This window comes from Rhizobium sp. UFLA01-1127 (assembly GCF_059803845.1).
Window position 1 is genome coordinate 1 of record NZ_JAUQTZ010000244.1, and the last position, 4053, is coordinate 4053.

Genomic DNA, 4053 nt, shown 5'->3' on the forward strand with positions numbered 1-4053 from the left:
CGATTTCTACAAGGAAGTCGTCGCTTTCGCCAAGAAGCACGACATTATCGTGCTGTCGGATCTGGCCTATTCGGAAATCTACTTCGACGACGTACCGCCGCCATCGGTACTGGAAGTCCCTGGCGCCATCGACGTGACGGTCGAGTTCACCTCCATGTCGAAGACCTTCTCCATGCCCGGCTGGCGCATGGGCTTCGCCGTCGGCAACGAGCGGTTGATCGCGGCGCTGACGCGCGTAAAGTCCTATCTCGATTACGGTGCATTTACGCCGATCCAGGTGGCGGCGACCCACGCGCTGAACGGCGACGGTTCCGACATCGCCGAAGTGCGCAACATCTACAAGCGGCGCCGTGACGTTCTGGTCGATAGCTTCGGCAAGGCCGGTTTCGACGTGCCGCCGCCGGCAGCGACCATGTTTGCCTGGGCGAAGATTCCGGAAAAGTTCCGTCATCTCGGTTCGCTGGAATTCTCCAAGCTTCTGGTCGAGAAGGCTGATATTGCGGTTGCTCCGGGCATTGGCTTCGGCGAGCAGGGCGACGATTATGTCCGCATCGCACTTGTTGAAAACGAACATCGCATCCGTCAGGCGGCGCGCAATCTGAAGCGCTTCCTCTCCACGGCGGATGAGACCATGCATAATGTCATTTCGCTGAACGCCCATCGTTCATAATATCGTGCGGCAGCCGTTTCCGCGGCTGCCGTCCCCCATACTGATCAGGAATTTTCCATGGCAGATGCCCTCAAAATCGGCATTGCGGGCTTGGGTACCGTTGGTGCCTCGCTCGTCCGCATCATCCAGAGCCGCGCTAACGAGCTTGCCGTTACCTGCGGCCGTCCCGTCAAGATCGTCGCCGTTACGGCGCGCGATCGCACGCGGGATCGCGGCATCGATTTAACCGGCATCGAATGGTTCGGCGGTCCGGTCGATCTGGCGCAGAAGGCCGATATCGACGTGTTCGTCGAGCTGATCGGCGGCTCCGAGGGCGCTGCCAACGCTGCCGTGCGGGCGGCTCTTGCCCGTGGCCTGCATGTCGTCACCGCCAACAAGGCGCTGCTTGCCTATCACGGCGTCGAGCTCGCGCAGATCGCCGAAGAAAAGGGCGTCCTGCTCAACTTCGAAGCGGCCGTCGCCGGAGGCATTCCGGTGATCAAGGCGCTGCGTGAATCCCTGACCGGCAATACGATTTCCCGCGTCTACGGCATCATGAACGGGACCTGCAACTACATCCTGACCCGGATGGAGAAGGAAGGCCTGTCTTTCGCCGATTGCCTGAAGGAAGCGCAGCGTCTCGGCTATGCCGAGGCCGATCCGGCTTTCGACATCGAGGGTAACGACACCGCCCACAAGCTCGCGATCCTGACGACGCTTGCCTTCGGCAATCGCATCGCGGCGGACGACATCTATCTCGAGGGCATCACCAATGTCTCCATCGAGGATATCCGCGCAGCCGCCGATCTCGGTTACCGCATCAAGCTGCTCGGCGTTGCCCAGCGCACCGAAAGCGGCATCGAGCAGCGCGTACATCCGACCATGGTGCCGCTCGATTCGGTCATCGCCCAGGTCGATGGCGTCACCAATGCCGTGGCGATCGAATCTGACATTCTCGGCGAGTTGCTGATGGTCGGCCCCGGCGCCGGAGGCAATGCAACGGCCTCGTCCGTGCTCGGCGACATTGCCGATATCGCCAAGAGCCGGCCGGGCGAGCAGCGCGTGCCGGTGTTCGGCCATCCAGCCAAGGCGCTGGAGCCCTACCGCAAGGCGCAGATGCAGAGCCATGAAGGCGGCTACTTCATCCGTCTGACCGTTCTCGACCGCACCGGCGTCTTTGCAAGTGTCGCGACCCGCATGGCGGAAAACCATATCTCGCTCGAATCGATCGTCCAGCGCTCGAAGCAGCACTTGGCACCGTCCGATCACCAGACGATCATCCTCGTCACCCATGCGACGACGGAGGATTCGGTGCGCAAGGCGGTTGCGGCAATCAAGAACGAAGGCTATCTCGTCGGCGAGCCGCAGGTCATTCGTATCGAGCGGCCGAAAGAATAGGTATAGCGGCGGCGTATCTCATAAAGGCGCCGCCCACAAATTCCGGGAGAGATGGTGGAGCAACCGGTCGATCCAGTTCAGCGGGCATTTCTGGGTGTCGAGCGCTCGGTGTCAGGCAATCGCTGGGTCTCCCGGCTCGATCAGGCGGGTCAGAACAGGGCGCTCGCCATTGCGCAGACCCATGGCTTGCCGGAGCTGATTGCCCGTGTGCTTGCAGGACGTGGCGTCGGGCAGGACGAGGCCATGGCCTTCCTCGATCCGACGATCCGCGGCCTGATGCCGGACCCGCATCTGCTCACCGACTGCGAAAAAGCCGCACGGCGCCTCCTGCACGCGATCAGGAAGGGCGAGACGGTTGCGATCTTCGGCGACTACGATGTCGATGGCGCGGCCTCCTCTGCGCTGCTTTATCGCTTCCTGACTCATTTCGGGGTTCCGGCCAGCATTTATATTCCCGATCGAATCTTCGAAGGCTACGGCCCCAACCCGACCGCCATCGGCCAGCTCATCGATAATGGCGCGACGCTGATCGTGACGGTCGATTGCGGCTCGACCAGCTTCGAATCGCTTGAAGTGGCGAAGGCGCGGGGTATCGATGTCGTCGTCATCGATCACCATCAGGTGGCGCATGAGCTGCCGCCATGCCACGCCCTGGTCAATCCCAACCGTGAGGATGATCTCTCGGGGCAGGGGCATCTCTGCGCTGCCGGTGTCGTCTTCATGGTTCTGGTCGCGGCCCTGCGGCTGCTGCGCGAAGAGGGTGATTCCCGCGTGCGCTCGATCGACCTGCTTGCCTGGCTCGATATCGTCGCGCTGGCGACCGTCTGCGATGTCGTGCCGCTGAAAGGCCTCAATCGCGCCTATGTCGTCAAAGGGCTGATCGCCGCTCGCCATCAAGGTAATCTCGGACTGGCGGCGCTGTTTCGTAAGGCTGGTCTCAACGGCCCCGTCTCTCCCTATCATTTCGGCTTCCTGATCGGCCCGCGCATCAATGCCGGCGGGCGCATCGGCGATGCCGCACTTGGCGCGCGCCTGCTGACGCTGGACGATACTGGCGAAGCCGAAACGATCGCCGCGAAACTCGACGAACTCAATCGCGAAAGGCAGGCCATGGAGGCCGCCATGCTGCAGGAGGCCGAGGCCGAGGCGCTGGCGGAATATGGCAACGGCGATGGCGCCTCCGTCATCGTCACGGCACGCGAGAGCTGGCATCCGGGAATAGTCGGTCTGATTGCCTCACGCCTCAAGGACAAGTTCCGCCGGCCGGCCTTCGCTATTGCCTTCGATTCGACGGGCAAGGGTACAGGCTCCGGCCGCTCCATCAACGGCTTCGATATGGGCCGCATGGTGCGTGCCGCCGTCGATGCCGGTCTGCTGGTTAAAGGCGGCGGACATGCCATGGCGGCCGGTCTGACGGTCGAGCGAAGTAACCTCGGCAAAATGCGCGCCTTCTTCACGGAGAAGGCGGAGAAACAGGTAGCTGGACTTGTTGCCAACGAAGCCTTGAAAATTGACGGCGCCCTCGGCGCAAGCGGCGCGACCGTGGAGCTGATCGACAGGCTGGAGACTGCCGGCCCCTACGGGTCGGGTCATCCGCAGCCCGTTTTTGCGCTCCCGAGCCACAAGCTGCGCGATTCCCGTCTTGTCGGCCAATCGCATATCAAGATCACGCTTGAGGCCATGGATGGCGGCCGGGTGGGTGGCATTGCCTTCCGCGCGGCGGAGACGCCCTTGGGCGAACTGCTGATGTCTTCCCGGGGCGCGCAGATCCATGTCGCGGGCACGCTTGGCGCCGATCATTGGCAGGGAAGCCGGCGCGTGCAGCTCCGCGTCACGGACGCGGCAAAAGCTCCATAACGCAAGCGTGTCCGATACCGCATCAGCACAATGTCGCTTTGCGAAGTAAAATCATCATTTTAAGGGGAAGAGACAGTGGCACGCCCTAGGGGAGTCGAACCCCTCTTTACAGAATGAAAATCTGTCGTCCTAACCGATAGACGAAGGGC

Annotated in this window: 3 protein-coding genes; all 3 read left to right on the top strand. The window is 62.2% G+C overall.

Annotated features, from left to right (window positions below; all coding sequences use genetic code 11):
• Positions 1 to 670: aminotransferase class I/II-fold pyridoxal phosphate-dependent enzyme (locus Q4Q11_RS31050; RefSeq protein WP_498571886.1), on the top strand; the 670-nt coding region annotated here is incomplete at its 5' end.
• Between the two features lie 57 nt (positions 671 to 727).
• The gene (locus tag Q4Q11_RS31055) at positions 728 to 2047 is read left to right on the top strand and encodes a homoserine dehydrogenase (RefSeq protein WP_498571887.1); all 1320 of its coding nucleotides are present in this window, start codon (positions 728 to 730) and stop codon (positions 2045 to 2047) included.
• Between the two features lie 51 nt (positions 2048 to 2098).
• Positions 2099 to 3904: a single-stranded-DNA-specific exonuclease RecJ gene (recJ, locus tag Q4Q11_RS31060; RefSeq protein ID WP_498571888.1), complete on the top strand. Its 1806-nt coding sequence runs from the start codon at positions 2099 to 2101 to the stop codon at positions 3902 to 3904.
• Positions 3905 to 4053 lie beyond the last annotated feature (149 nt).